At 65.9% G+C, this 23,548-nt stretch carries 23 protein-coding genes and 2 tRNA genes; 14 read left to right on the top strand and 11 right to left on the bottom strand.

What is annotated here, in order from left to right:
* The first annotated feature begins 10 nt into the window (after positions 1–10).
* From MA09_RS16495 to MA09_RS16465, 7 genes are all read left to right on the top strand, one after another.
* Positions 11–1,132: an acyl-CoA dehydrogenase family protein gene (locus MA09_RS16495; protein WP_036250866.1), complete on the top strand. Its 1,122-nt coding sequence runs from the start codon at positions 11–13 to the stop codon at positions 1,130–1,132.
* 13 nt (positions 1,133–1,145) lie between these two features.
* Positions 1,146–2,297 carry a CaiB/BaiF CoA-transferase family protein gene (locus MA09_RS16490; protein WP_036250864.1) on the top strand — a complete coding sequence of 384 codons (1,152 nt, stop codon included), beginning with the start codon at positions 1,146–1,148 and terminating at the stop codon, positions 2,295–2,297.
* Positions 2,298–2,427: 130 nt separating this feature from the next.
* The gene (locus MA09_RS16485; RefSeq protein ID WP_036250862.1) at positions 2,428–3,693 is read left to right on the top strand and encodes a DUF445 domain-containing protein; all 1,266 of its coding nucleotides are present in this window, start codon (positions 2,428–2,430) and stop codon (positions 3,691–3,693) included.
* A gap of 32 nt (positions 3,694–3,725) precedes the next feature.
* Positions 3,726–4,040 (top strand): putative signal transducing protein, encoded by a 315-nt coding sequence (locus MA09_RS16480; RefSeq protein ID WP_036250859.1) that lies wholly within the window; start codon positions 3,726–3,728, stop codon positions 4,038–4,040.
* 95 nt (positions 4,041–4,135) lie between these two features.
* A complete protein-coding gene (locus tag MA09_RS25070; protein ID WP_036250857.1) occupies positions 4,136–4,294 on the top strand; it encodes a hypothetical protein in 159 nt (52 codons plus the stop codon).
* A 245-nt stretch (positions 4,295–4,539) separates the two neighbouring features.
* Positions 4,540–5,145: an MEDS domain-containing protein gene (locus MA09_RS16470; RefSeq protein WP_229440763.1), complete on the top strand. Its 606-nt coding sequence runs from the start codon at positions 4,540–4,542 to the stop codon at positions 5,143–5,145.
* 40 nt (positions 5,146–5,185) lie between these two features.
* Positions 5,186–6,820 carry an ATP-binding protein gene (locus MA09_RS16465; RefSeq protein ID WP_152594692.1) on the top strand — a complete coding sequence of 545 codons (1,635 nt, stop codon included), beginning with the start codon at positions 5,186–5,188 and terminating at the stop codon, positions 6,818–6,820.
* A gap of 60 nt (positions 6,821–6,880) precedes the next feature.
* On the opposite strand, the gene MA09_RS16460 is transcribed toward MA09_RS16465, so the two are convergent.
* The 5 genes from MA09_RS16460 to MA09_RS16440 form a co-directional block, all read right to left on the bottom strand.
* Positions 6,881–6,957 (bottom strand) — tRNA-Met (locus MA09_RS16460).
* A gap of 73 nt (positions 6,958–7,030) precedes the next feature.
* Positions 7,031–7,107, bottom strand: a tRNA-Met gene (locus tag MA09_RS16455).
* Between the two features lie 82 nt (positions 7,108–7,189).
* Complete coding sequence (gene miaA, locus MA09_RS16450; RefSeq protein WP_036250852.1) at positions 7,190–8,146, bottom strand: tRNA (adenosine(37)-N6)-dimethylallyltransferase MiaA; 957 nt, start codon at positions 8,144–8,146, stop codon at positions 7,190–7,192.
* A 2-nt stretch (positions 8,147–8,148) separates the two neighbouring features.
* Positions 8,149–10,065 (bottom strand): DNA mismatch repair endonuclease MutL, encoded by a 1,917-nt coding sequence (gene mutL, locus MA09_RS16445; protein WP_036250850.1) that lies wholly within the window; start codon positions 10,063–10,065, stop codon positions 8,149–8,151.
* A gap of 71 nt (positions 10,066–10,136) precedes the next feature.
* On the bottom strand, positions 10,137–11,066 hold the full coding sequence (locus MA09_RS16440; RefSeq protein WP_036250848.1) for a peptidylprolyl isomerase: 930 nt from the start codon (positions 11,064–11,066) through the stop codon (positions 10,137–10,139).
* Between the two features lie 120 nt (positions 11,067–11,186).
* On the opposite strand from MA09_RS16440, the gene MA09_RS16435 reads away from it, so the two are divergent.
* On the top strand, positions 11,187–11,831 hold the full coding sequence (locus MA09_RS16435) for a VTT domain-containing protein (RefSeq protein ID WP_036250845.1): 645 nt from the start codon (positions 11,187–11,189) through the stop codon (positions 11,829–11,831).
* 119 nt (positions 11,832–11,950) lie between these two features.
* On the top strand, positions 11,951–13,042 hold the full coding sequence (locus tag MA09_RS16430; RefSeq protein ID WP_036250842.1) for a carbonic anhydrase: 1,092 nt from the start codon (positions 11,951–11,953) through the stop codon (positions 13,040–13,042).
* 44 nt (positions 13,043–13,086) lie between these two features.
* On the opposite strand, the gene MA09_RS16425 is transcribed toward MA09_RS16430, so the two are convergent.
* From MA09_RS16425 to tsaE, 3 genes are read right to left on the bottom strand one after another with little or no spacing between them, the layout of a single operon-like run.
* A complete protein-coding gene (locus MA09_RS16425; RefSeq protein ID WP_036250840.1) occupies positions 13,087–13,881 on the bottom strand; it encodes a D-hexose-6-phosphate mutarotase in 795 nt (264 codons plus the stop codon).
* Positions 13,882–13,903: 22 nt separating this feature from the next.
* A complete protein-coding gene (locus MA09_RS16420; RefSeq protein ID WP_081897644.1) occupies positions 13,904–15,334 on the bottom strand; it encodes an N-acetylmuramoyl-L-alanine amidase in 1,431 nt (476 codons plus the stop codon).
* The gene (tsaE, locus tag MA09_RS16415; protein ID WP_036251010.1) at positions 15,295–15,783 is read right to left on the bottom strand and encodes a tRNA (adenosine(37)-N6)-threonylcarbamoyltransferase complex ATPase subunit type 1 TsaE; all 489 of its coding nucleotides are present in this window, start codon (positions 15,781–15,783) and stop codon (positions 15,295–15,297) included. The genes MA09_RS16420 and tsaE overlap by 40 nt, the downstream gene beginning before the upstream one ends.
* Before the next feature lie 53 nt (positions 15,784–15,836).
* On the opposite strand from tsaE, the gene queG reads away from it, so the two are divergent.
* Positions 15,837–16,937 carry a tRNA epoxyqueuosine(34) reductase QueG gene (queG, locus tag MA09_RS16410; protein ID WP_036251007.1) on the top strand — a complete coding sequence of 367 codons (1,101 nt, stop codon included), beginning with the start codon at positions 15,837–15,839 and terminating at the stop codon, positions 16,935–16,937.
* Here the strand turns inward: queG and MA09_RS16405 are convergent.
* The 3 genes from MA09_RS16405 to MA09_RS16395 all read right to left on the bottom strand — a co-directional run bounded on the left by MA09_RS16405 (position 16,934) and on the right by MA09_RS16395 (position 20,177).
* Complete coding sequence (locus MA09_RS16405) at positions 16,934–17,314, bottom strand: DUF3052 family protein (protein WP_036250838.1); 381 nt, start codon at positions 17,312–17,314, stop codon at positions 16,934–16,936. The two genes, queG and MA09_RS16405, sit on opposite strands and share 4 nt — an antisense overlap.
* 168 nt (positions 17,315–17,482) lie before the next feature.
* A complete protein-coding gene (locus MA09_RS16400) occupies positions 17,483–18,100 on the bottom strand; it encodes a response regulator transcription factor (RefSeq protein ID WP_036250835.1) in 618 nt (205 codons plus the stop codon).
* Positions 18,101–18,164: 64 nt separating this feature from the next.
* Positions 18,165–20,177 carry a nitrogen regulation protein NR(II) gene (locus MA09_RS16395; protein WP_036250833.1) on the bottom strand — a complete coding sequence of 671 codons (2,013 nt, stop codon included), beginning with the start codon at positions 20,175–20,177 and terminating at the stop codon, positions 18,165–18,167.
* A gap of 244 nt (positions 20,178–20,421) precedes the next feature.
* Here MA09_RS16395 and MA09_RS16390 point away from each other — a divergent pair, with 244 nt between their 5' ends.
* The 4 genes from MA09_RS16390 (at position 20,422) to MA09_RS16375 (ending at position 23,547) form a co-directional block, all read left to right on the top strand.
* A complete protein-coding gene (locus tag MA09_RS16390) occupies positions 20,422–21,438 on the top strand; it encodes a TRAP transporter substrate-binding protein (RefSeq protein WP_036250830.1) in 1,017 nt (338 codons plus the stop codon).
* A gap of 413 nt (positions 21,439–21,851) precedes the next feature.
* The gene (locus MA09_RS16385) at positions 21,852–22,376 is read left to right on the top strand and encodes a methylated-DNA--[protein]-cysteine S-methyltransferase (RefSeq protein WP_036250828.1); all 525 of its coding nucleotides are present in this window, start codon (positions 21,852–21,854) and stop codon (positions 22,374–22,376) included.
* Positions 22,349–23,254 carry a site-specific tyrosine recombinase XerD gene (gene xerD, locus MA09_RS16380; RefSeq protein WP_036250824.1) on the top strand — a complete coding sequence of 302 codons (906 nt, stop codon included), beginning with the start codon at positions 22,349–22,351 and terminating at the stop codon, positions 23,252–23,254. Before MA09_RS16385 ends, xerD begins: the two co-directional genes overlap by 28 nt.
* 104 nt (positions 23,255–23,358) lie before the next feature.
* Positions 23,359–23,547, top strand: a complete 189-nt coding sequence (locus MA09_RS16375) for a hypothetical protein (protein WP_036251006.1) — start codon at positions 23,359–23,361, stop codon at positions 23,545–23,547.
* The last annotated feature ends 1 nt before the right edge of the window (position 23,548 follow it).

Here is a 23,548-nt window from a genome sequence, read left to right as displayed (position 1 = left end):
CTCACCTTGGATGAACGAGGAACTGGCCGCTTTCCGCGACGCCGTACGCCGCTTCGTGGCGGGCGAGATCACGCCGCACCAGGATAAATGGCGCAAGCAGCAGCACGTCGACCGCGAGCTGTGGCACAAGGCCGGCGCGATGGGCCTGCTGCTGGCCGACATCCCGGAAGCATACGGCGGCGCCGGCGGCAGCTTCGCCCACATGGCGGTCGTGTTCGAAGAGCTGTCCTACGGCGGCGACACCGCCTTCGGCATCCACGTCCATGCCATCGTCGCGCACTACCTGCTGAACCAGGGCACCGCGGAGCAGAAGAAAAAATACCTGCCGCGCCTGGCGAGCGGCGAGATGATCGCGGCCATCGCCATGAGCGAACCGGGCGCCGGTTCCGACCTGAAAGGCATCCGCACCACGGCCGTGCGCGGGCGAGAAGGCTACCGCGTGAGCGGCTCCAAGACCTTCATCTCGAACGGCTACATGGCCGACCTGGTCCTGGTGGTGGCCAAGACCGACCCGGCGGCCGGCGCCAAGGGCGTGTCCCTGCTGCTGCTGGAAACGAGGGACAACCCGGGCTTTCGCGTCGGCCGCATCCTGGAGAAGGTGGGGCAGAAGGGGCAGGACACCTGCGAGCTGTTCTTCGACGAGGCACACGTCCCGCTGGAGAACGTGCTGGGAGGCGAGGAGGGCAGGGGCTTCGCCCAGCTCATGACCGAGCTGCCCTACGAGCGCACCATCCTCGGGGTGTGCGGCGTGGCCGCCATCGAGCGCGCCCTCCAGCTGACGGTCGAGCACACGCGCGAGCGCAAGGCCTTCGGCCAGGCCCTCATCGAGATGCAGAACACCCGCTTCGTGCTGGCCGAGATCAAGACCGAGGCGACGGTCGCGCGCATCTTCATCGACCGCTGCATCGAGGACATGATTGCCGGGCGCATGGACACCGTGCGCGCCTCGATGGCCAAGTACTGGATCTCGGACCTGCAGTGCAAGGTGGTGGACCAGTGCGTGCAGCTGTTCGGCGGCTACGGCTACATGCTGGAATACCCGATCGCCCAGATGTACGTGGATGCCCGGGTCCAGCGCATCTATGGCGGCGCCAACGAGATCATGAAAGAGATCATCGCCCGTTCGCTGTAAAGGAGCTTCAGGAATGGCAGGACCATTGGCAGGAGTGCGGGTCGTCGAGATGGTGGGCATCGGCCCGTGCCCGTTCGCGGCGATGATGCTGGCGGACATGGGAGCGGAGGTGATCCGCATCGACCGCAAGGGCAATCCGGGCGCGGACAGTCCGTATCCGGTGCTGGGTACCCGCCACGACGTGATGGCACGCGGACGCCGCTCCCTGGCGCTCGACCTCAAGCAGCCGGCCGGGCGCTGCGCCGCGATGCGGCTGATCGAGCAGGCCGACGTGCTGCTCGAAGGCTTCCGGCCGGGCGTGATGGAACGCCTGGGACTCGGCCCGGACGATTGCCTGGAGTGCAATCCGAAGCTGGTCTACGGCCGCGTCACCGGCTGGGGCCAGAGCGGGCCGCTGGCGCAGGCGGCGGGACACGACATCAATTACGTGGCCCTGTCGGGCATGCTGTACTCGACCGGTCGCGCCGACAGCCCGCCGCCGCCGCCGCTGAACCTGGTGGGCGACTTCGGCGGCGGCGGCATGATGCTGGCCTTCGGCGTGGTCTGCGCGGTGCTGGAGGCGCGCAAGTCGGGGCAGGGCCAGGTGGTGGACGCCGCCATGACCGATGGCGCGGCCCTGCTCGGCGCCATGATGTACGGCTTGCGCGGCGCCGGCAGCTGGAGCGGCCAGCGCGAAGGCAACCTGCTGGACGGCGGCGCCCCCTTCTACGACACCTATGCCTGCAGCGACGGCAAGTTCGTTGCGATCGGCGCCATCGAGCCGCAGTTCTTCGCCACGCTGCTCACCCTCACCGGCCAGAGCGATCCGCTGTTCATGAAGCGCTGGAACAAGGCGCACTGGCCAGAACTGCACGAACGTTTCGCGGCGCTGTTTGCCACCAGGACGCGCGACGAATGGTGCCGCCTGCTGGAAGGCACCGAGGTGTGCTTCGCGCCCGTGCTCGACCTGGAAGAAGCGCCGCGCCATCCGCACAACGCGGCCCGCCGCACCTTCGTCGAGATCGACGGCGTCACCCAGCCGGCGCCGGCGCCCCGCTTCAGCCGCACGGCGCCCGCCACCCCTGGCGTGCCGAGCAGCCCCGGGGCGGACAGCGAAGCGGTCCTGGCCGACTGGGGCTTTACGGCCGAGTCAATCGAAGCGCTGAGAAACGGCGAAGTCATATAGCATTTGTAGGGTGGGCGGCTATGCCGCCCACGCGGTGATAGTTTGCGGATGCCTCACGCAACACGATGATCTCACCGCTGGTTGAGCGCGTGGGCAAGGAACTTGCCCACCCTACAAACCCCAGGAGCCTATGACGAAAGAAGCCGAACTGCGGCAATCGAAAATGCTCGCGCTCGCGTTTTTCGCGGGCGCGGCCTCGCTGTTCGTGCTGACCCTGTTCCTGCCCCAGAACTGGTGGACCGGCCTGCTGCGCGCCTTTTCCGAAGCCGCCATGGTCGGCGCCCTGGCCGACTGGTTCGCGGTGGTGGCCCTGTTCAGGCGCGTGCCGATCCCCATCGTCTCGCGCCACACCGAGATCATCCCGAAGAACAAGGAACGCATTGCCGACAACCTGGCGCTGTTCGTGCACGAGAAGTTCCTCGACACCGAATCGATCATCCGCCTGATCCAGCGCCACGACCCGGTGCAGAAGGTGGCCGACTGGCTGGTCAAGCCTGCCAATACCGAGCTGCTGGGCCAGCACCTGGTGCGGGTCGGCATCTGGATGCTCGACTTCATCGAGGACAGTGCGGTGCAGGGCTTCATCCGCCGTGCGGTGCACGCGATGGTGAACAGTGTCGACCTGTCGAAGTCGGCCGGCACCATCCTGGAGAGCCTGACCCGCGACGGGCGCCACCAGGAACTGCTCAACGAAGGCATCACCCAGCTGGCGCGCCTGCTCGACAACGCCGACACCCAGGCCACGATCTCGCAGGGCATCGTCGACTGGCTCAAGGAGGACTATGCCTTCATCGAAAGCATGCTGCCGTCGGAACTCATTGGCCGCAAGGGGGCCGGCCTGGCGGTGCGGCTGGCATCCAGCATCCTGAACAAGGTGGCGGCCGACCCTCAGCATCCGCTGCGGCAGCGCTTCGATGTGTTTACCCAGGAATTCATCGAGCGCCTGAAGGCCGACCCCGCGTTTGCCGCCAGGGCGGACGAGATCAAGGCCTACCTGCTGGGCGACGAGACGCTCAACGGCTACCTGGCCTCGCTGTGGGGCGAGCTGAAAGGCTGGGTGAAGAAGGACTTGCACAGCGAGGAGTCGAGCCTGCGCCGGCGGCTGGTGGCGACCGGCGCCTGGGTCGGCAAGGTACTGGCCGAGGATCCCCAGCTGCGCGCTTCGCTGAACGACAACCTGGAATCGGCGGTGCGCGGCGTCGCTCCGGAATTTGCGGGCTTCCTGACCCGCCACATCGCCGATACGGTGAAACAGTGGGACGATCGCGAGATGTCCGAGCAAATCGAACTCAACATCGGCAAGGACTTGCAGTACATTCGCATCAACGGCACCATCGTCGGCGGCCTCATTGGGGTTACCCTGTACCTGCTGTCGCAGGCGCCTGCGCTGTTTTGACCGGGCAGTAAAATTTGCCAAGAGAGGCTCGCATGGAACAACTCGCACTGAATGCCTGGCTGGCAGCGAACCCGGACGTCGTCCAGATTCCCGGCCGCGACCTGTTCGTCATCGCCAAATACCTGATTCCCATGGACGCGACGCTGGCCCAGGGCTGCCTGGTTGCGGCCGGCATCCCGGCCGTGCTGGCGGATGCGCACCTGATGCAGACCGACCTGCTGCTGGCGCCGGCATTGGGCGGCGTGCGCATCCTGGTGCCGTCGGAATACCTGCAACAGGCCGGCGCCGTCCTGGCGGGGCTGGCACGTGGCGATTATGCGCTGGACGAGTCTTTTACTGCTGAGTAGAACGTCTCTTTGCGTAAGATACCGAACATTACAGAAGCAGGCAGGAGCGTAGGCTGAGGGCGGTGGACCATCCCGCCATCGAAAGGAGAACCATCATGCCTCAAGGTGATAAATCGTCCTACACGGACAAGCAGAAACGCCAGGCCAAGCACATCGAGGAAGGCTACGAGAAGAAGGGCTTGTCGAAAGAGGAAGCAAAACGGCGCGCCTGGGCGACCGAGAACAAGATCTCGGGCGGTGGCAAGAAGCATTGAGTACGCATGGCAGTCCAGCATTGGCCGGGTTTGCAAGAACCCGGTCATTGTTGCATTTGCGTATTAAAAAATTTCACAATTGGCGATTATTGCTCGCCGGTCGACCGAAGGACGGTAGAATGGATAGTCAACCGGACATTTGCGGTTCAGTTTGCTTGTAGAAGCGATACATCGTCCGCATCCGCTCTTCCCACCCTTAATCAATTGATTCGTTTATGAAACAGTTATCCTTGGCCGGAACCGAGATGGAACATTTCCATGTTTGCGCGTTCTTCGACAGCCGTGAACAGGAATATGATGTCCTGGCACCATTCTTCCGCGAGGGACTGGAGCAGGGCGAGAAGGTGTTGCACATTGTCGATCCGAACGTGATGGACGAGCACCGCGCGCGCCTGTCGGAGAACGGCATCGATGTCGACCATTGCGAAGCCTGCGGCCAGCTGGAACTGACCTCGTGGTATGGCGCCTACCTGGACGACGAATGCCGTTTCGACCGCGAGCGCATGCTCGCGACGCTCCAGCAGGTGTGCCGCGACGCGGCCGAGGCCGGTTACGGACGCGTACGCATCATGGGCAATATGGACTGGACTCTCTCGAATACCGGTCTCGAGCGTGAGCTGCTGGCCTATGAAGCCGAAGTCAACGAAGTCCTGTCGCAGCACCGCCAGCCGGCGATCTGCGTATACGACACCGCCAAGTTGTCGGGCGCCATGATGATGGACCTGCTGCGCACCCACCCGCTCACCCTGGTCAACGGCGTGGTACAGGAAAACCCCTTCTATATCCCGGCTTCCTCGATGCTCGCCGAGCTCGAGCGTCGCGAGCTTGCGCGCGCCGGCCAGGCTGCCTGAGACGGCCGTAGAAGCACCAGCCGATCCAGTGAAGAACGACATGCCGCCCCGGACTGATGCGCCGGTCCAGGACAGCGCCGAGCAGGGCGTGCGCGACCTGATGGGCCTGCTTGCATTGCCGGCCTTGTGGGCCGGCCGCGACGGCGAAACCATCCTGCAGCTGATGCTGCAGGCGGTCGAGCGCGTCGTGCCGCTGCGCCTGTCCTACCTCGAGACCGTGGGGCTGCCTGAGGACCCGAGGATCGTCCGCATGAACATCGATGGCCTGCCGGTGCAGCCGGCAACCCAGGCGCAGTTGGCAGCAGCCTGTGAAGCCTTGCTGCGCACGCCCGTGGCGGACGGTCGCGTGTTCGAGGCCGAGACGCCGCTGGGACCGATGCGCCTGCTGCGCCTGAGCATGGGCTATGGCCAGCTGGGTGGGAAGATCCTGTTCGGAGCGGCCGACCCGCAGTTCCCGAACTTCAACCAGATGGCCTTCCTGCGTGGCGCCACCTCGCTCGCCGTGACCGGCCTGCATGCGGCGCGCGCGAACCACGAGCGCGAGCAGGCCAGCCGCGCGAAAGACGAATTCCTGGCCATGCTCGCGCACGAACTGCGCAATCCCCTGGCGCCGATCAGCGCGGCGGCCGACCTGTTGTCGATGATGGCCAACAGCGAGTCGGTCAAGCGTGCGAGCGGCGTCATCACGCGCCAGGTGCGCCACATGACGGGCCTGATCGACGACCTGCTGGACGTGTCGCGCGTGACGCGCGGCCTGGCGACGCTGGACCGGACCAGTCTCGACGTGAAGCACCTGGTCGCGCTGGCGCTGGAACAGGCCCAGCCCTTGATGGAAGCAAAGCGCCACCAGGTCAGCGTCGAGCTGCCGCCGGAGCCCGCTTGTGTGGACGGCGATGCCAAGCGGCTGGTGCAGGTACTGGTCAACCTCTTGAACAATGCTGCCAAATACACCCCCGATGGCGGCCGGGTCGCGGTCCAGGTGGCGACCACGCCGGACACGGTGGCGATCGACGTTGTCGACAACGGCATCGGCATGGATCCCGGCCTGATACGGCGCGCGTTCGAACTGTTCGTGCAGGCCGAGCGCACGCCGGACCGCAGCCAGGGCGGCCTCGGCCTGGGACTTCCGCTCGTCCGGAGCCTGGTGGAGCTGCATGGCGGAAAGGTCAGTGCGCATAGCGAGGGCAGTGGCCGCGGCAGCCGCCTGCGGGTGCTGTTGCCGCGCATCGCGTCGCCGCAGCAGAAGCAGCCCCGGGCGCGCGGCACGGATGTTCCACCTCCGGTACGCAGCCTGCAGACCCTGGTCGTGGACGACAACGTCGATGCCGCCACAACCCTGGCCATGTATCTCGAAGCCAGGGGGCACGTCGTCACCGTCGAGCACGATCCGGTACGCGCCGCCGCGACTGCAGAGAAGGGCCCATTCGATGTCTTTCTGCTCGATCTCGGCCTGCCGGGCATGGACGGTTACGAGCTGGCCCGCCGCATCCGCGGACGGCCGGGCGGTGCGCCGGCCTATATCATCGCGATTACCGGTTACGGCAGTGCAAGCGACCGCGAACGCAGTGCCGCGGCCGGCTTCGACCATCACTTCGTGAAGCCGGTCGACATGGACCGGTTGGCGGCCTTGCTGTCGCAGTTGCACGACGTCAGGCGCGCGCCCGCCGTGGACTAGGCTGACTTCGCCAGTACAAAGAAAAACGGCCCGGTTCGTGAGAACCGGGCCGTTTCCGTCTGGTGGTGATAGGTGGACTTGAACCACCGACCCCAGCATTATGAGTGCTGTGCTCTAACCAGCTGAGCTATATCACCGAAAAAGTGCACCGCAGGGCGGTAAAACAAAATGGCCTGACTGCGCGAGCCAAGCCATCCGTTTGGAATTCTGTGGTGGTGATAGGTGGACTTGAACCACCGACCCCAGCATTATGAGTGCTGTGCTCTAACCAGCTGAGCTATATCACCGCAACGGCAGGCATTATCGGGGGCGGCGCGTCGCCTGTCAAGGCTGGACTACCTTCCGTGACGCAAAAATCTCGCGCCAATGTCATTTTTTCAACTGGTTCAGCCGATCCATCAGCTCGCCCGTCGGGTCCGTACCGAGGCAGTCTATCACGATCCGCTCCGGCATCGCGCGCAGCCAGGTGATCTGGCGCTTGGCCAGCTGGCGCGTGGCGATGATGCCCAGTTCGCGCAGCTCGGCGCGGTCGATCTTGCCGTCCAGGTAATCCCAGGTCTGGCGGTAGCCGACGCAGCGGATCGAGGGCAGGCTTGGGGAGAGGTCGCCGCGCGCACGCAGGCGCGCCACTTCGGCCACCAGGCCCTCGTCGTCGCGCTCGCCCAGCATCTGGTCGAAGCGCAGCGCAATGCGCCGGTGCAGCACGGCGCGGTCGGAAGGCTCCAATGCGAACGAGATCAACTCGAACGGCAGCTCGGGCTTCTCGCGCTTGCCCAGCAGTTCGGACATCGGCTTGCCGGTCAGGGCAATGATCTCGAGCGCGCGGTTGATGCGCTGCGCGTCGTTGGGCTTGAGGCGCTCGGCGGTCACCGGGTCGAGCGTGCGCAGTTTGGCGTGCATGCCGGGCCAGCCGATCTGCGCCGCCTCGGCATCGATCTGTGCGCGTACTGCCTGGTCGGCGGTCGGCAGCTCGTCCAGGCTGTCGGTCAGGCCCTTAAAATACATCATCGTGCCGCCGACCAGCAGCGGCAGGGCGCCGCGCGCGCTGATCTCGCCCACCAGGCGAATCGCATCCTCGCGGAACTGCATCACCGAATAGCTTTCCAACGGGTCGATGATGTCGATCAGGTGGTGCGGCACGGCCGCCAATTCTTCTGGATTCGGCTTGGCGGTGCCGATGTCCATGCCGCGGTAGACCAGGGCCGAGTCGACCGAGATGATCTCGACCGGACGGGTCCTGGCGATCGCCAGCGCGGCCGCGGTCTTGCCGGACGCGGTCGGACCCATGATGGCCACGGCCATCGGTTTCTTGCTGTTCATCGTCATGCTTACTGGCCGCGCAGGAAAAGCTTGTCGAGCGCGGCAATCTCGAGCTGGACCCAGGTCGGGCGCCCGTGGTTGCACTGGTCGGAGCGTTCGGTGATTTCCATCTGGCGCAGCAGCGCATTCATCTCCTGCACCGAAAGGATGCGGTTGGCGCGCACCGCCGTGTGGCAGGCGAGGGTGCCGAGCAGCTCGTTGCGGCGCTCGACCAGCACGCGCGAGCCGCCGTATTCGCGCACGTCGCGCAGCACGTCGCGCGCCAGCGTCTGGGCGTCGGCGTTCTTGAGCAGGGTCGGCACGGTGCGCACCGCCAGGGTGGTCGGCGACAGCGCGGCGATGTCGAAGCCGAGGGTCTTCAGGGTCTCCCCATGGTCCTGGGCGGTCGCCACTTCGATGGCGTCGGCGTAGAAGGTCACCGGGATCAGGAGTTGCTGCACCTGCAGCTCTGCGCCGTCGGCACGCGCATCGAGCGCGTTCTTGATTTGCTCGTAGAGGATGCGCTCATGGGCGGCGTGCATGTCGACCAGCACCAGGCCCTTGGTGTTCTGCGCCAGGATGTAGATGCCGTGCAGCTGGGCCAGCGCGAAGCCGAGCGGGAAGTCGTCGTTCGACAGCGGGCGCTCAAGGGCGGACAGGGGCACGCCCACGGGCGCCTCGGCCTTGGCCGGGCCGCCAGCGGCGAACAGGGCGCCGTAGGCTTCGGTACGCTGTGCCACGCCGCCGGTGGACGCGCCGTTGATCGGACCGGGGCGCGGATCGTCCCAGCGGCTGCCCGGCGCGAACGGCGACGGCGAGAAGCTCGGCGCCAGCTGCGCACCGAAGGAAGTCTGCTCGTGCGGGCGCGGCGCCCACACCGGCGTACCAGTCGGCTTCACTTCGGCGGCGGAAATCGGCGCCGGCGCGCTGCCATGCGCGGTCGCCGAGGTTTGCGCCAGGGTGCGCTGCACCGCATGGAACACGAACTGGTGCACCGCGCGGCTGTCGCGGAAGCGCACCTCGATCTTGGACGGGTGGACGTTGACGTCGACCAGCGCCGGATCGAGCTCGAGCGACAGCACGTAGCAGGGGAAGCGGTCGCCGTGCAGCACGTCCTGGTAGGCGGCGCGCACCGCGTGCACCAGCAGCTTGTCGCGCACGAAACGCCCGTTGACGTAGAAGAACTGGCCGTCGGCGCGCGCCTTGGAGGCGGTCGGCAGGCCGACGTAGCCGTGCAGGCGCAGCGGGCCGGCCGCTTCGTCCAGGGGCAGGCGCGCTTCGGCGAAATCGTTGCCGAGGATCTGGGCGCTGCGCTTGGCGGCCTCGCTCACGTTCCAATGGTCGATGGTGCGGCCGTTGTGCGTGAGGCTGAAGGAAACGTCCGGGCGCGCCAGGGCAATGCGGCGCACGACCTCGGCGCAGTGGCCGTATTCGGTCTGCTCGGACTTCAGGAACTTGCGGCGCGCCGGGGTGTTGAAATACAGGTCCTGCACGTCGATGGTGGTGCCGAAGGTGCCCGACGAAGGCGCCACCGTGCCCTCGTGCGAGCCGACGATCTCCCAGGCGTGCGGCGCGCCCGGCGTGCGCGAAGTGATGCGCACCGCGGCCACCGAGGCGATCGAGGCCAGCGCCTCGCCGCGGAAGCCCAGCGTGCCGACGTGCTCGAGGTCGTGCAGCGAGGCGATCTTGGACGTGGCGTGGCGCGCCAGGGCCAGCGGCAGCTGGTCCGGCTCGATGCCGCGGCCGTTGTCGGTGATGGCGATGCGCTTGACGCCGCCTTCTTCCAGGCGCACGGTGATCTGGGTCGCGCCCGCGTCGAGTGCGTTTTCCAGAAGTTCCTTGACCACGGCAGATGGCCGCTCGACCACTTCGCCGGCGGCGATCTGGGAGATGAGCTGGTCAGGGAGCTGTTGGATGGGACGGTGGGTCGGGGCGGGCGCGTTCATGTGCAGATTATAGCCCGGCGCTTTTCTGTAGGGTGGGCGGGTTCCCCGCCCACCCTGCAAGGACGAGGTCCTTACTTTTGTTCACGCACCGGGATCGGTGCATTGCACAGGTCGATCTTGCCGGCCGCGACCTTGGTCCATGGCCCGCCGCGGTTGCGCTGCGCCTCCACCACGGCCTGGTAGGTGGCGCTGTCGGTACGCATCACTTCAAAACGGCTGCGCTCGGCTTCGGGCATGTCAGCCATCATGCGCACCAGCTTGAGCGGCATGCGCTGCTCCGGTTTCTCGTAGAAGCCGGCGGCGCCGGTGCCGCGCGGCTGGCTGGAGAGCAGCGGCATGCCGTGCACGACCCGGCCGACCACGGTGATGTTGCGGTCGAGGTGGCGCGGCGCGTGACCGGTGACCACGTACAGTTGCGAGCCATTGCCGCTGTCGGCGCCCGTATCGCGCGCCACGCCGATCATGGCGGGGCAGTGCACCAGCCAGGCCTGGCCGCTGGCAGGGTCGCGCGCAGCCGGGAAGCCATTCACGTGGCCGACCTGCGGCGCGTAGACGTCGCCATCCTTCAACCGGGTGAAGCTGCCGACCGACTTGGCCGGCACGGTGAATTCGGCCTTGATGGTCTTGGCAGCCTTGAACGGCTTCGGGTTTTCCTCGTCCGGGTCGCCCCACTGCACCACGAAGCCGTCCTGCGAGCGGATGATGAACAGGTCGTCGAAATACTTCTCGCGCACCAGGGCGCGGATGTTGGCGGCGGTGTTCGGTGCGAACGCGGGCGCCAGTTCGATGATGACGCGGCCGGTCGGCAGGTCCATGACCATCGTGTTTTCCGGGTCGAGCGGGCGCCAGTCGCCCGGCTTGGAGGCCTTGACCACGTCGGCCATCGAGGGCTTTGGCGGCAGTTCCTTCTCTGGTTTGGCAGCGGCGGCGCAAGCGGCGCCGGCAGTCAGCATGGCAAGGACGGCGACGGCCAGGCTGGATGTTGTGAATGATGCGGTCATGCAGTCTCCAGGTTGTTATCCGGTCGATTGTGCGGGAATGTGGTCGGAAGGTAAAGCCAGGCCCGCTCTGCCGGGATGGTGACTGGTGGTATGATGCACGGCTAACCCTCTAGGAAGATGATGGATCTGATGCAGTTATTCGACATGCTGCTGCATGTCGACAGGACGCTGGGCGCGCTCCTGGCCCAGTACGGAACCTATGTGTACATCGTGCTCTTCGCGATCGTGTTCTGCGAAACCGGGCTCGTCCTGTTCTTCTTCCTTCCGGGCGACACCCTGCTGTTCATCGCGGGCGCCTTCTGCGCCACCGGCCAGATGAACTTGGCGCTCCTGATGGCCCTCCTGATCACGGCCGCGGTGACGGGCAATACCGTGAACTACTACGTCGGGCGGGCCATCGGCCACCGCGTGTTCACGCACAATTACCGGTGGATCAACAAGGATGCGCTGCGCCGCACCCACGATTTCTTCGAGAAGCACGGCGGCAAGACCATCATCGTGGCCCGCTTCGTGCCGGTGGTGCGCAGCTTCGCCCCCCTCGTGGCCGGCGTGTCCGAGATGACGCTGGCCCGCTTCCAGCTGTTCAACGTGACCGGTGCGGTCTTGTGGGTGGCCAGCCTGGTCACTGCGGGTTACCTATTCGGCAATGTCCCGGTGGTCAAGGAACACCTGACCGAGATCGTGCTGGTCGGCATCTCGGCGGCGATGGTGCCGCTGGCGATCGGCGGGCTGGTCAAATTCGGCCGCAACATGCTGAGCCGGTAAACACAGCTGTTGCCGTCCTTGCAGCGCCCCGAACTTTTCGGGGCGTTCTTGTTTTAGCGCACTCAAGTTTGCGGCGCTTATTGCCGATAAGCATGAAGACAGACACTCCCTGGATTCTCATGCGCCACCTCATCGCCCTGTTAGCTTGCAGCCTTGTCATGGCGTCCGCAAGCGCGAGCGACCCCGCTCCGAAGTCATCCGCCGACAAAGCGACCGATGGCAAGACGGCTACCGTCAAGGCCATCCTCGAAGGCAAGCCCGTTGCCGCCAAGACGGACATCAAGGCCCTGGCCGCCGCGGCCGATACGCGCACCGCTGCCGCTGCTGCCCGTCCTGCGCCAGCGGCCGCGAATTCGTCCGCGGGCGAAGAGCAGTCCGAAGTCGAGCTCTCGGTGCGCATCGCCGAACGCCTGGCCCAGCTGCGCGAGCAGCAGGCGGCCCGCGCCGCCGCAGCCGCCAAGGCGCGCAAAGCCGCCGAGGCGAAGCGCCGCAAGGAAGCCGAGGCCGCGATCGCCGCCGCCAGCAAGCCGAAGAACGGCACCCACTGGACCTACGAAGGCGAGTACGGCCCGGCCAACTGGTCGAACATCAATTCCGCCTGGGCCAAGTGCAATACCGGCAACCGCCAGTCGCCGATCGATCTGCGCGACGGCATCAAGGTCGACCTCGAGCACATCGCCTTCGACTACCGTCCGAGCTCGTTCAGCGAGATCGACAATGGCCACACCATCCAGGTGACGGTGGGCGGCGGCAACTTCCTCACGGTCGGCAACATGACCTACGAGCTGCAGCAGTTCCACTTCCACCGCCCGTCGGAAGAGCGCATCAACGGCAAGGGCACGGAGATGGTGATCCACTTCGTGCACCGCAGCTACGAGGGCAAGCTGCTGGTGCTGGCCGTGCTGCTCGAGCGCGGCAAGGCCAATCCGCTGATCCAGACGGTGTGGAACAACCTGCCGCTCGAAAAGCACCAGGCCGTGTCGCCGTCGATCCTGCTCGATCCGAGCGAGGCCCTGCCGGAGAAGCGCGAATACTTCACCTACATGGGTTCGCTGACCGAGCCGCCCTGTACCGAGGATGTGCTGTGGATCGTCATGAAGCAGACCATGCAGGCCTCGCCGGCGCAGATGGCGCTGTTCTCGCGCTTGTATCCGCTGAATGCGCGGCCGATTCAGCCGAGCAACGGCAGGATGATCAAAGAGTCCCACTGATCCGCAGGGTGGTCGGCGAAGCCGACCACCCTGCGGCTTTTTCATCAGCTGACGCGGTAGGTACCGGTCCAGCTTTCGCCCGCCTCCAGTGTCACCGGATCGAGCACGGCCGGCTCGATGCACACGAAGCGCTTGTACTCGTCGTTCTCCATGTCGGACAGCGCCGCCGCATCCACCGCGCCCGGGTTCCACACCACCGCATCCGTAAAGCCGGACTGCTCCAGCACCAGCGTCCCCGCACTCGTCGCCAGCTGGGCCCGTCCCGCCACGTGCGGATAGACCTCGTCCAGCTTGTCGATGATCGAGATCTCGTCCGAGGAAATGCCTTCGATGCGCACCTCGCACACGTCCGGCACCAGGTGGTAAGTGTGCAGCGCCGCCAAGAAGGGGAAGGGCGCCGCGCCCAGGTTGCGCACGGTGAGCGTCATGCTCAGTTCATTCGCGCGCACCGCCACGCGCAGGCACAGGGCGAAGGTATGGGGCCAGGCGTCGGCGACGCTGGTGGGCAGGTCGCCCGCCGCCAGGTCGAAGTTCGCCCAGGCCGCACCGTCTTCCAGCCCGCTGTCCCCCAGGCGCCAGTTGCTCACGCGCGCGAAGCCGTGGCGCATCCCCTTGCCGCGTTCCGCGAACTGCGGAAAGATCACCGGCACGCCGCCGCGGATGGCCTTGCTACCGTCGAGTACCGACTTCCCGCTCATGAACATGCGCTCCTTGCCGTCCGCCCCCTTCCACGACACCAGGTGGGCGCCGTACAAGGTGATGGTGGCTTGGGCGCCGTCCGGAGCCTCGATGCGGATCGCGGGCAGCTGCCCGATGGTGGTGTGGGTGGCCAGGGTCATGGTTGAAGAATGGTAAAGAGGCTCAGGTCTGACGGCTCTTGGCCATCGGCGGGTTGTCGGCGAAGTAGCGCTTGATGCCCTTGGTGATGGCGTCGGCCAGCTGGTTCTGGTAACCGTCGTCCTTCAGCTTGGCTTCTTCGTCGGGATTCGAGATGAATGCAGTTTCCACCAGAATCGAGGGAATGTCAGGCGCCTTCAGCACTGCGAAGCCGGCCTGCTCGACCGCGGCCTTGTGCAGGCGGTTGATGCCGCCGATCTCGCTCAGGACGGCCTTGCCGAGCTTGAGGCTGTCGTTGATCTGGGCCGTCGTCGACAGGTCGAGCAGCACGCTCGCGATCTGCTTGTCCTGCACCGCGAAGTTGGCGCCGCCGATCAGGTCGGCCTTGTTCTGGCCGTCCGCCAGCCAGCGCGCCGCGCTCGAGCTGGCGCCTTTTTCGGACAGCGCGAACACCGAGGAGCCGCGCGCGGTCGGCGAGATCCAGGCATCCGCGTGGATCGACACGAACAGGTCGGCCTGCACCTTGCGCGCCTTCTGCACGCGCTGGCCGAGCGGCACGAAGTAGTCGCCGTCGCGGGTGAGCATGACGCGGGTGTTCGGCAGCTGCTCGAGCTTGGCCTTCAGGCGCTTGGCCACGGCCAGCACGATGTCCTTCTCGCGCGCGCCGGAGGCGCCGATGGCGCCGGGGTCTTCGCCGCCATGGCCCGGGTCGAGCGCGATGGTGACCATGCGTACCACTTTCGGTGAAGCCGGTTTGGCTTCGCCCTTGGACGGCGTCGGCTGCACCGGCTGCGGCGGCGGGGTGCCGTTCAGGGCCGACATCTCGGACTCGAGCTTGGCAATGGCATCCGTGCCCGCTTCGGTCTGGGCCGGCGGCGTGGCGGGCAGGGGCGAGGCCGGGTTGGCGCTGCTTGCCGCCGCGGCCGGCCGGCTGCCGAACCAGTCGCCTTTTTCGATGAGCGCGGCGATCGGATCCACCGGGCGGGTGGGGTAGAGGTCGAAGATCAGGCGGTGCCGGTAGCCCGCCACCGGCGCCAGCGTGAACACTTCCGGCTTGATCTCCTCCTTCAGGTCGAACACCAGGCGCACCACGTTCGGGCGGTTCTGGCCGACCCGCACCTGCTTGATGTAGGGGTCGTTCGGCTCGATCTTGGCGACCAGGCTCCTCAAGGTGTTGTTCAAGCCGAGCCCGTCGATGTCCACCACCAGCCGCGGCGGGTCGGGCACGAGGAAGTGCTGGGTCTTCAGTTCGCTGTCGTTTTCAAGCGTGACCCGCGTGTAGTCGGGCGCAGGCCAGACACGGACGGCCATGATCTGCGCGGCGCCGGCGGGCAGCGGAGCGACCACGGACAGCAGCAGCGTGCCGCCGGCCTTGAGCAGGGTGCGGCGGCGCGCGGCGGCGGGACGCGCAGGAATCAGGGAGTCGGTGGAGGGTAGGCGAGGCGGTCGAGACATAGCAGGCCTGGTTGAGTCAACGCTTGCAATTCTACCTCACGGCCGAGACCGCTGACGTTAAGCAACACGCGGACGTCGGGTGCCGGCAACACCGGCTCGCCTTTTTCCGGCCATTCGACGATGCAGACATTCCTGCCGTCGAAATCTTCGCGGAAGCCTGCGTCGAGGAATTCCTCCGGGCTCGACATCCGGTAGAGGTCGTAGTGAATGATGTTGACAGCCTGATCATCGATCTCCACCCGGTAGGGCTCGGACAGCGTGTAGGTCGGGCTCTTGACCGTGCCCCTGTGCCCGGCCGCCTGGATCAGGGCCCGGGTGAGCGCCGTCTTGCCTGCGCCGAGGTCGCCGTGCAGGTAGATCACCAGGCCGGGCCGGAGCGCGCGAGACAGTGCCGCACCCAATGCGGCGGTGGCGGATTCGTCGGGGAGATAGGCTTTGAAGGGCTGCATCGAATAAAATACGGGGTTGATTTGCGCTTTGCGCCGCATTGTTCCATCCTGCCATGTTGACATCCCCACCAGACCTGCACGAGCTTGCACGCACCATCAAGACATGGGGCGCGGAACTCGGTTTCGCCGACGTGCGCATCGCGGACGTCGACCTGGCGCATGCGGAAGCCGGGTTGCAGGCCTGGCTGGATGCCGGCTGCCATGGCGAGATGGATTATATGGCAAGCCACGGGATGAAGCGTGCGCGTCCTGGCGAACTGGTGCCGGGCACGGTGCGCGCCATCGTGGCCCGCATGGACTACCTGCCGATGTCGCGCGGGGAGGATTGGCGTTCCGAAGAGCAGGCACGCCAGCTGGAACCCGGCGCCGCCGTGGTCTCGGTGTATGCGCGCGGACGCGACTACCACAAGGTGCTGCGCAACCGCCTGCAGCAATTGGCCGAGCGCGTGAAGCTTGCTGTCGGCGAGCTGGGCTACCGCGTGTTCACCGATTCGGCGCCGGTAATGGAACTGCCGCTGGCGGAAAAGGCCGGCCTGGGCTGGCGCGGCAAGCACACGCTGCTGCTGTCGCGCGCGGCCGGCTCCACCTTCTTCATCGGCGAAATCCTGGTCGATTTGCCGCTGCCGGTCGATCCGCCCACGGGCGCCCATTGCGGGCAATGCCAGGCCTGCATCGAGGTCTGCCCGACCCAGGCCATCCTCGGCCCCGGCCGGCTGGATGCGCGGCGCTGCATTTCCTACCTGACCATCGAGCTCAAGGGCAGCATCCCGGAGGAGCTGCGTCCGCTGATCGGCAACCGCATCTACGGCTGCGACGACTGCCAGCTGGCCTGCCCGTGGAACAAGTTCGCGCAGCGCGCGTCCTTGCCCGACTTCGACGAAAGGAATGGCCTCGGCGATTCCGGAATGGTCGAACTGTTCGGATGGGAAGAGGAGGAGTTCAACCGCCGGATGGAAGGCAGTCCGATCCGGCGTATCGGCCACGAGCGCTGGCTGCGCAACCTGGCGGTGGGGCTGGGGAATGCCGCCGCCAGTGCGGCCGGCAAGGGCGATGCGGCGATCGTGGCGGCCTTGCGCGCCCGTGCCGACCACACCTCAGCCCTGGTGCGCGAGCATGTGGCCTGGGCGCTCAGCCGCCACGAGCAAGCGGCTTAGACCTCGATGCGCTTGAGGCGCAGGCCGGACCAGTCGCCGTCGATCGAGATCATCGCCACGGCGGTGATGCCGTTTTCCTTGGCATAGGCGTTGATCGAATCGCGGTGGATGTCGGTGGCCTTGGATGCGGTCTGCTTGAGATAGGCGATCCACAAGGAACCCTTCTCGCCCAGGCGTTCCTTGGCGATCGGCAGGTACTGCTCGAGCTCCTTGCGGTTGAGCGCGAACATCAGGATCACGTCGAAGGGACCGTCGCCTTCCTTGACGAGGTGCTGGGGCATCTGGGCCACGACACCGGGGTTGGCCTGGCCGTTAAGGATCAGCATCGATTTCGCCGTCCTCAGGAACATCTTGTCTGCAACTGTCTTTTCGTTCATGAGAATTCCTAAATGCAATAGCTCCGCGACCGCTACAGAATGCGGAGGTCACGAGGCGTTCCGGTTCATTTTACAAGGCTTCCTTCAAATCGCAGGGACGCTTGCCGCGCGAAAAAGAAGGAGAACGGAGGGCAATTGAGGGCAGTTCAGGAAGTTCCAAGTGGCCGCTTATTTCAGCAGCCCGGCGAGCTCGACGGCCGTCTTCACCTGCATCTTGTCGAAGATGTGCGCCCGGTGCACCTCCACCGTGCGCATGCTGATGCCGAGCTTGTCCGCCACGACCTTGTTCATCATGCCTGCCAGGATCAGGTCCAGCACTTCGCGCTCGCGTGCCGACAGGGTCGCCAGGCGCGCCTGCACGACGGCGCCCTCGAGCGCCTTGCGCGAGGCCGCCAGCGCTTCCTCGACGCGGTCCATCAGCACGTTGTCGTTGAAGGGCTTCTCGAAGAAGTCGAAGGCGCCGCGCTTGAGCGAGTCGACCGCCATCGGCACGTCGCCGTGGCCGGTCAGGAAGATCACGGGCAGGCGCGCGCTCAGGCCATTCTTGACCAGTTGGTCAAAAACGGCGACGCCGTTCATGCCGGGCATGCGCACGTCCAGCAGTACGCAGTCGCCCTGGGCGTCCTGCGCACCCTGCGTACCGTTCGCGGCGGGAGCGACGGACGAGCCGACGGCGGCGAGAAATGCTTCCCCGCTCGCGTAGCCGCGCGCTTCCAGCCCGCGCGATTGCGCCAGCCAGGCGAGCGCGTCGCGGATGACGTCTTCATCGTCGACGATGTGCAGCATGTAATGGGTCTCCGGGGCGTGCTTGTTCTGTTGATCGTTCGGCCGCAAGGGCCGTACCCGGATTTTAGCCCAGCGCCCCGCTCGCCGCTTGCGCAGGCAAGGTGAAAGTAAAGATGGTGCCGCCGCCCGGGTTCGGCGCATGGGTCAGGGTACCGCCATGGAACTCGATCGCCGTGCGGCAGATCGACAGGCCCATGCCCATGCCGTCAAGCTTGGTCGAGTAGAAGGGCGAGAACAGCCCGGCCGCCACGTCGGGTGCGATGCCGTGGCCGCGGTCGATCACCGACACCGAGAGCGTGCTGTCCTCGCTCCCAGTGCCATGCTCGGCCGTAATGCGCAGCACGCGCTGGTCCAGCCCGGTGTCGACCATTGCTTCGATGCCGTTGCGGGTCAGGTTGAGCAGCACCTGTTCCAGCATCACGCGGTCGGCCAGTACCGAGGGCAGGGCCGGCGGCAGCTCGACGCGCAAGGTCACGCCGGCCTGGCGCGCCTGCAGCTCGATCAGCGCGCGCACGCCCTCGACCACGCTATGGATCGTGACCGGCTCGCGGCGCGGCTCGCGTTTTTTCACGAACTCGTGCACGCTGCGGATGATCTGGCCCGCGCGCTGCGCCTGCTGGCGCGCCTGCTCCAGCGCATGCCTGAGCATGCCCGCCATTTTCACATCGTCGGCGTCCCCGGACTTGCCAGTGCGCTCGAGGACATTCAGGGCGCCCACCGTATAGCTGGAGATGGCCGCCAGCGGCTGGTTCAGTTCGTGCGCCAGCATCGACGACATCTCTCCCATGGTGGCCAGGCGCGCGCTGGTTTCCAGCTTTTCCTGCTGCTGGCGGTTGAGTTCTTCGGCGCGCTTGCGGTCGGTGATGTCCTGGATCGAACTCATCCAGCCGGTCTGGCGGCCGTCGGCATCCACCAGCGGCGCCTCGTACACCAGCACCGGAACGCGTGTGCCGTCCGGGCGCTGGAACACGGTCTCGAACTGGGGCGTGATGTTCCCCGACAGGACGCCGCGGAAGCGTTCCTCGTACTCAAGCATGACTTCCGGCGCCCAGTAGGGCATGGGCGGTTTCTTGCCGACCAGTTCTTCTGCCGGCAGGCCGACGATCTCGCAGAAGGCGCGGTTCACGTAGGTCACGCGGCCTTCCAGGTCGCGCGCGCGCAAACCGGTGATCAGCGAGTTCTCCATGGCCGTGCGGAAAGCCATCTGCTGGCGCAGTGCCCGTTCCGCCGCGAGCGTGCGCGAGATGTGGCGCCACAGCGAGGCGAGGCTCAGCACCAGGCCCAGGGCCAGCACGATGACCGAGCCCACCAGCAGGTTCGGCAGCAGCTCGGGCGCGCGCTTGACGCTGTCGGTGGACAGCACCACCAGCGCACCCGGCAGGTCGAGCTCGCGCCGGTGGGTGTAGATGCCGCGGCCGGGGCCGCCGGCAGCGCGCCGCGCGACGGGACGGTCGTCGCGGTCGAGCAGGGTCAGCGCGTTGTCCTGCGCGAACCACCAGGGCACGGTTTCGTCGAGCAGCACCTGCAGGCTGTAGGTGGCGACCAGGCTGCCCGCAGGCTTGCCGCCGGCGTACAGCGGCAGGTAGTAGTCGAGCAGGCCCGGGGTGGCTTCGCTGGCGCCGTAGGCTTCGCTGTAGCGGCCGCGCCGGGAGGGGATGGCCACGCTGGCCGCCAACCGGGTCGGCGCGGGCAGGGCGCCGGGTGGCTCCAGGCCATGGCTGGCCCGCACCGTGCCGTCGGCGCCGTACCAGACGATGCGCACCAGTTCGGGGCCGTTCTCGAACATCTGCCGGAAGCGCGCCTGCAAGGCTTGCGCCGAAGGTGGACGCGATGCGAGATCGCTGCCCAGCCCGGCCAACGCCTCTTCGCTGCGCGCCAGCTCGAAGCGCAGGGTCTGTTCGACCCAGAGCGTATCCGCGATCAGCTGTTCCTGGCGTTCGGTCGCTTCCATCTGGCGCGCCTGCCATGGCAGCCAGATCAGCACGGCCAGGAACAGCAGCACCAGCAGCACCGGCACCAGCCAGCGCCAGGAGCGGGCGCGCTGGGCGTCTGGCTGCTGGGCGAAAGGAAATTTCATTAATGCTCCGTACTTCGTTACACTGTCGGCCAACGTACTCGACAAGAAATAAACGTGAGTCTTGGCGCGCAGAACCGGAGGTGCGGCTTGCCGATGCTGTGCAAGGCGGCGAGTGCGCCGCTCATGGCAGCCAAAACACATGTATTTCTGGGCGAGTATCTATTATTGTGGAAGTCCACGATGGCGCTGCAGGCGCCTGCCGCGCAGACTGGTCTTACCCATCATATTCTCTTCAATCAGCAGGATGAACCGAACCGCCTTCCCGATCCGCGCCGTACAGGTCCGATTCTTCGCCGCCGTGCTGCTTGCCGCCGCAGGCAATGCCGCATGGGCGCAGGCGCCGATCGTCATCAAGTTCAGTCATGTGGTCGCGCCGGATACGCCCAAGGGGCGCGCCGCGGAGCGCTTCAAAGCGTTAGCCGAACAGATGACCGGCGGCCGGGTGAAGGTGCAAGTCTACCCGAACAGCCAGCTCTACAAGGACCGCGAGGAGCTCGAAGCCCTGCAGCTGGGCGCGGTGCAGATGCTCGCGCCCTCGCTGGCGAAGTTCTCGCCGCTGGGCGTGAAGGAATTCGAGGCTTTCGACCTGCCCTACATCTTCCCATCCAAGGCGGCGCTGTACGCGGTGACGGAGGGGCGCATCGGGCGCGGCCTGCTGCGCAAGCTGGAGTCGAAGGGCATCACCGGCCTGGCCTACTGGGACAATGGTTTCAAGGTGATGTCGGCCAACAAGCCGCTGCTGCAGCCGCAGGACTTCCGCGGCCTGCGCATGCGCATCCAGGCATCCAAGGTACTGGACGCGCAGATGCGCGCCTTGGGCGCCCAGCCGGTGGCGCTGGCCTTCTCGGAAACCGCCCCGGCCCTGCGCGACGGCGTGGTGGAGGGCACCGAAAACCCGCCCTCGAACATGTTCACCCAACGGATGCACGAGTCGCAGAAGCACCTGACGGTGTCGCACCACGGCTACCTGGGCTATGCCGTCATCGTCAACAAGAAGTTCTGGGACGGCCTGCCTGGCGGCATCCGCAGGCAGCTGGAGCGGGCGATGCGCGAGGCCACCGCCTACGAAAAAACCATTGCCCAGCGTACCAATGACGAGGCCCTGGAGGCGATCCGACGCGCGGGCACCACCACGATCCATACGCTCAGCCCGCAACAGCAGGCCGAATGGCGGCGCGCGATGCAGCCCGTATATGCACAGATGGAAGCGCGCATCGGCAAGGATGTGGTGCAGGCGATCCGGCGCGAGGTCGCCAACTGATGGCCAATCCATGGCCAACAATGCAGCTACCTATGACAGCTGCATGACACGATTGCGAACGCTCATGCGTTTACTTCATATCTAAAAATAATTTTTTGTAATGTGGTCAAAAAGATACGCTTGTAGGGAAAGCTTGCGTTATGATGGGGCCTCGACGCACTCACATGGTGCGTACGCGAACAGAACACATACGGTTTTGGGGAGCATAGAGAAAATCACGGTAATCCATACCGGAGAACAATCGAGGAGACACACGTTTTACAGAAGCCGTTAGCACAGCTAAACGGCCGGGGACGTGACCCGAATTGGAGCGCACCTTGGGGTGCGCTTTTTTTTGTCCTTGTGCGCGTTTTTTTCGCCGAGGCCCGCCGCAAAAGCTGGCAGGGGCGCATCCCAGCGGTTAAGATGCGGGGATGAAGACTGACCAGGCAAGCACTTTGTTCAACGCCATTGTTCCGGCGGCATTTGGCGCCATCGGGATCCGCACCCTCGATGGCCGTGTCCGTGAACTGGTCTACCTGCCGCCCTCGTTCGAGGAAAAAACCGGCGACAGCGAGGTGGCCGAGCGGGCCGCCCGGCAGGTCGCGCACTACCTGCAGGACCCCGATTTCCGCTTCGACCTGCCGCTGGTCGAGGCCGGCACCGAGTTCCAGCGCCGCGTCTGGTCCGAGATTTCCGCGATACCGCGCGGCAGCGTCAAGACCTATGGACTACTGGCGAAGACGATCGGCTCGGCCCCGCGCGCGGTGGGCCAGGCCTGCGGCGCCAATTGGTTCCCGCTCATCATTCCCTGCCACCGCGTGACGGCATCCGGCGGCCTGGGCGGCTTCTCGAACCAGGACGACGAAAACGGTTTCCACCTCTCGGTCAAGCGCTGGTTGTTGCGCCACGAAGGCGCCACCGCATCCCCATGGCAGCAGCAATCGATCTGGGACTGATCGACGAGTTCTGCGACACCCTCTGGCTGGAACAGGGGCTGGCCAAAAATTCGCTCGACGCCTACCGCCGCGACCTCAAGCTCTTTGCCGGCTGGCTGGAAGCCAAGCGCCCGCAGCGCGCCAGCCTGCTCGCCGTGCAGCCCGAGGACATCGCCGCTTATTTCGCCGAGCGCCATCCCGAGACCCGGCCCAGCTCGGCGAACCGGCGCCTGTCGGTACTCAAGCGCTTCTACGGGCTCGCGCTGCGCCGCAACCAGATCCCGCACGACCCCTGCCTGAAGATGGCCTCGGCCAAGCAGCCGGTCCGCTTCGTCCATACCCTCACCGAAGGCCAGGTGGAGGCGCTGCTGGCGGCGCCGGACGTGTCCACGCCGCTGGGCCTGCGCGAACGCACCATGCTCGAGCTGATGTACGCGAGCGGGCTGCGGGTGTCGGAACTGGTGGCATTGAAACTGGTCGAAGTAAGCCTGAACGACGGTGTGTTGCGCATCACAGGCAAGGGCAGCAAGACCCGCCTGGTGCCCTTCGGACAGGAGGCGCGCACCTGGCTGGAACGCTACCTGAAAGATGCACGCGGCATCATCCTCAACGGGCAGGTCGACGACGCCCTGTTCGTTACCGGCCGCGGCGCAGCAATGACCCGGCAGATGTTCTGGATCCTGATCAAGAAACATGCGCAAAAGGCCGGCATCAAGGGGCCGTTGTCGCCGCATACGCTGCGCCATGCCTTTGCCACCCACTTGTTGAACCATGGCGCCGACCTGCGCGTGGTACAACTGCTGTTGGGCCACGCCGACATTTCGACCACACAGATCTATACGCATGTTGCGCGCGAGCGCCTCAAGCACCTGCACGCCCAGCATCACCCGCGGGGTTAATTCAAGCCGCCGCGCAAGCAGTGGGCCATAATGGGCCAGCACCAGCGATGATGCAGCACCGCAGTACCGCAGTACTCTCCACATCCACAGGCAACGAGGTGAACATGGCACGGACGAACTTCCAGTACGAAAAGCGGCAGCGTGAACTCGAGAAGAAGCGCAAGGCGGAAGAGAAGGCAAGGCGCAAGCAGGATGCCAAGCGCGAGGCGGTCGAAGGCGCTCCCGCCGCGACCGCGGCCGGGGAGGACGAAGCCGATACGCAGGAAGAACCGGCCCCGCAGGACGCCGCCTGAA

The organism is Massilia sp. BSC265, from assembly GCF_000740675.1.
Taxonomy (GTDB): domain Bacteria; phylum Pseudomonadota; class Gammaproteobacteria; order Burkholderiales; family Burkholderiaceae_D; genus Telluria.
Note: the sequence above shows the minus strand (reverse complement) of the source record. Positions and strands in the feature narration are given on the sequence as shown.

Coding starts and splice junctions, on each gene's coding strand:
- MA09_RS16495 (WP_036250866.1), top strand. CDS start 11: ATGAACGAGGAACTGGCCGCTTTCCGCGACGCCGTACGCCGCTTCGTG.
- MA09_RS16490 (WP_036250864.1), top strand. CDS start 1,146: ATGGCAGGACCATTGGCAGGAGTGCGGGTCGTCGAGATGGTGGGCATC.
- MA09_RS16485 (WP_036250862.1), top strand. CDS start 2,428: ATGACGAAAGAAGCCGAACTGCGGCAATCGAAAATGCTCGCGCTCGCG.
- MA09_RS16480 (WP_036250859.1), top strand. CDS start 3,726: ATGGAACAACTCGCACTGAATGCCTGGCTGGCAGCGAACCCGGACGTC.
- MA09_RS25070 (WP_036250857.1), top strand. CDS start 4,136: ATGCCTCAAGGTGATAAATCGTCCTACACGGACAAGCAGAAACGCCAG.
- MA09_RS16470 (WP_229440763.1), top strand. CDS start 4,540: ATGGAACATTTCCATGTTTGCGCGTTCTTCGACAGCCGTGAACAGGAA.
- MA09_RS16465 (WP_152594692.1), top strand. CDS start 5,186: ATGCCGCCCCGGACTGATGCGCCGGTCCAGGACAGCGCCGAGCAGGGC.
- miaA (WP_036250852.1), bottom strand. CDS start 8,146: ATGACGATGAACAGCAAGAAACCGATGGCCGTGGCCATCATGGGTCCG.
- mutL (WP_036250850.1), bottom strand. CDS start 10,065: ATGAACGCGCCCGCCCCGACCCACCGTCCCATCCAACAGCTCCCTGAC.
- MA09_RS16440 (WP_036250848.1), bottom strand. CDS start 11,066: ATGACCGCATCATTCACAACATCCAGCCTGGCCGTCGCCGTCCTTGCC.
- MA09_RS16435 (WP_036250845.1), top strand. CDS start 11,187: ATGGATCTGATGCAGTTATTCGACATGCTGCTGCATGTCGACAGGACG.
- MA09_RS16430 (WP_036250842.1), top strand. CDS start 11,951: ATGCGCCACCTCATCGCCCTGTTAGCTTGCAGCCTTGTCATGGCGTCC.
- MA09_RS16425 (WP_036250840.1), bottom strand. CDS start 13,881: ATGACCCTGGCCACCCACACCACCATCGGGCAGCTGCCCGCGATCCGC.
- MA09_RS16420 (WP_081897644.1), bottom strand. CDS start 15,334: ATGTCTCGACCGCCTCGCCTACCCTCCACCGACTCCCTGATTCCTGCG.
- tsaE (WP_036251010.1), bottom strand. CDS start 15,783: ATGCAGCCCTTCAAAGCCTATCTCCCCGACGAATCCGCCACCGCCGCA.
- queG (WP_036251007.1), top strand. CDS start 15,837: ATGTTGACATCCCCACCAGACCTGCACGAGCTTGCACGCACCATCAAG.
- MA09_RS16405 (WP_036250838.1), bottom strand. CDS start 17,314: ATGAACGAAAAGACAGTTGCAGACAAGATGTTCCTGAGGACGGCGAAA.
- MA09_RS16400 (WP_036250835.1), bottom strand. CDS start 18,100: ATGCTGCACATCGTCGACGATGAAGACGTCATCCGCGACGCGCTCGCC.
- MA09_RS16395 (WP_036250833.1), bottom strand. CDS start 20,177: ATGAAATTTCCTTTCGCCCAGCAGCCAGACGCCCAGCGCGCCCGCTCC.
- MA09_RS16390 (WP_036250830.1), top strand. CDS start 20,422: ATGAACCGAACCGCCTTCCCGATCCGCGCCGTACAGGTCCGATTCTTC.
- MA09_RS16385 (WP_036250828.1), top strand. CDS start 21,852: ATGAAGACTGACCAGGCAAGCACTTTGTTCAACGCCATTGTTCCGGCG.
- xerD (WP_036250824.1), top strand. CDS start 22,349: ATGGCAGCAGCAATCGATCTGGGACTGATCGACGAGTTCTGCGACACC.
- MA09_RS16375 (WP_036251006.1), top strand. CDS start 23,359: ATGGCACGGACGAACTTCCAGTACGAAAAGCGGCAGCGTGAACTCGAG.